The organism is Candidatus Cloacimonadota bacterium, from assembly GCA_011372345.1.
Taxonomy (GTDB): domain Bacteria; phylum Cloacimonadota; class Cloacimonadia; order Cloacimonadales; family TCS61; genus DRTC01.
Genome location: DRTC01000485.1, coordinates 1 through 2,707, shown reverse-complemented (window position 1 = coordinate 2,707; position 2,707 = coordinate 1). Strand labels below are relative to the sequence as shown.

Sequence of the window (2,707 nt, the reverse complement as noted above, 5' to 3'; positions counted from 1 at the left end):
AAGCTGTCAGATCGATAGCATCATTCCACGAATCTTCATCACAACTGATCGCAGCATCAAAATGGATCGGATGATTATCTGGAATGTTCGAAGCAACTGTGAAAGTATAAGCATTAGTTCTTGAAACACTTCCGCTCGCTGTAATCGATCCGTAAGATTCGTAACTATCAGTTAAAGTTATATATGCATCAGTTTCAGATAAAGTCATGCCGGTATTTGTTGCGGTTTCAGTTCCGTTATTCAATAGAGTAACGGTTAAATAAGCAGTTTCTCCGGGTTCGATTACATCGTCTCCACCGGAACTGACAGTATAACTATCAATCACTACATAAGGTCCGTCATTAGCAATAACAGGAATAGTTTCCACACTTGTTGTCTTGTTGTAAGCTGTTATTGTAAGGGTTAGATCAGTAGGCTCATCAGGAATTGGATCGAGAGTAAGTGTAACATTTCCGGAACCATCTGTATAACCTGAAGCAACAATTGTAGTATCAATTAAACAAGCAAGAGCCCCTTCTACTCCGGTTGAAACATCAAATGTTGTCTGTCCAACCAAAATGCTGGTATCGTGAGAAATCGACATTGTGGAAGGAGTATCAGTCCTAACTTGCAGAGATGCATCACCGAAAATCGTCCAAGTTTGATACATATCATTTGCACTATATTCATCCAGCATTAAGCAGGAGCCATTATACATCAATCCACCAATTGAATTCTTCTGGTTTCCTGATCCTGAATAAGGTCCTGTTCCACAAAGAAGATCGGTTATTTCATCTTGAGCAGACATTGGCGGTGCCCAGGATTGATTGATAGTCGAAGCATAAATTGCAATTGCTCCGGTTGGATTTGCACCATTCGTAGCTCTCATCCAAGCTTCGGCAAAACAGGTTAATCCATCGAAATTACCGTTTACACAAGCGACATCACAAATGAAGGGCAACATATTATTATTGGTCAGAGCATTGATATGAGAGACACCGAATCCTGTAGTTGACCAGGAAGTATTATCACCGTGACCGCAATAATTTCCAAAACTACGACCGTTATTCAAAGCAGTTGTGACATCGGATGCAGATGCTCCCGGATCATAAATCTCATCGACTTCCGTATAAGTATATCCTAATAAATCAGTTCGGATATTGCCAATGTGAACATAATCGGCTTCACCATCATCTCCTTGACCTGCACCTTGATCCGAACCGATTCCGAAACCTTTATGCAACCAGCTTCCGCTGCTGATATCTCTTTCATAATAAATTGTTCTATCTACTTGAGTATCAACATCGGAAGTTGATTCGGCAGAAAACCTGCCCACAAAAATATCAGGATATCCATCTCCTCCATCGAGTAAAGCATAAGAAGGATCGGAATCTCCATAAGATGATGAACCCGGAGGAACCTGGGCAGCATCACCAACTAATTGTACAAATGCCAGATCATTTCCTTCATCATATTCGGATTGAATGAAATTTTTAATGGCAGTTGCTGTTGAACCGATGGTTGAGACATTATGCAGTTCCGTATCGATTCCTTTCTGATTTTTCCAATCCACATAAGGTTGGATATTTGTCATAAAAGAACTGTAGCAGATAACGAGCATTCTGCCATGTTCATCAACGGAAGTGTATCTTTCCCTTGAAAAATTTATAAAATGATTTTGATAAATTTCCTGAAAATATTTATTGATATTATTGGAAGTTCGAATTTTGATATTTTCCATATCGATTCCAACATTGTTTACTTCCAATACAAGATGATTATAAACTCTTAAAGTTTGGGTAACAGGATTGTAAGCGAAAGGATAAGCATGAACAGCTAAACCTCGGAAATCTCTTAAAATGTAGGGAGAATTGGAATCTGCGAGATTTTGCGGATAAAATTCATCAATTCTATAAGTTTCGGAAAATTCATAAGGAACATCTGCCGGATTAATATCTCGATAAAGAATTCCTTTGGAAGGAACTATCTTCATCTGGTATTCCACAAAATCCTTTTCCACGATATTGATTTTCATTTTAGCATCATCAGGAATGATGATACTTCTGGTGATCTTGGGAAGTTCGGGATCACCTTTTTCATAAGTTTCGCTTTCTTTTTCCAAACTTAACCGATAGTAAGTTTCTCCATCGATCATAATCGGAAATCTTTTAAAGTTACCAAAATTATATTCGATAACAGTTTGATAATTATCAGAAGAAATCACATTAACATTAAAGTCATTATCATTAATTATTATTTCTTCTGAAATGCATGTTAGAAACAATAGTACACCTATAAACAATAAAAGAACCTTCATCATTTTTCTCCTCCTCTTTTCTAAATCAAATTTTTTATATATTTTTAAGGAATAATAAATTTATCCTTTTTATTTGCATTTTGTTATTTTTGATTTATTAATTCGAAAATAAGTTACACCGTTCCCAACCTGTTTTTGGTCCTTTGGACCATAAGCAAGTTAGGAACAGTGAAAAACTTATTGTGAATTTAGTAACCTGAATCATCAACCTTTTAGTTGAACCGACATTAACACACAATTTAAGTTTACTTTTTTGATCAGTATTGATCCTTATTCTTAAAACCGGTTATCAAAAAAGACCATGATTAGATTTAAAATCCTCTAAATCTCCCATTATAAAGGGGGAGTATAACTGTTAGGGAGAATTAAAGAGGATTAAATAATTTCCATGATAAATTCGGATAACCATTT

General features: G+C 36.1%; 1 protein-coding gene. It reads right to left on the bottom strand.

The window, feature by feature from the left end; all coding sequences use genetic code 11:
* A partial coding sequence (locus tag ENL20_09385; protein HHE38769.1) for a hypothetical protein occupies window positions 1-2,299 on the bottom strand: 2,299 nt, incomplete at its 3' end.
* Window positions 2,300-2,707: the final 408 nt, after the last annotated feature.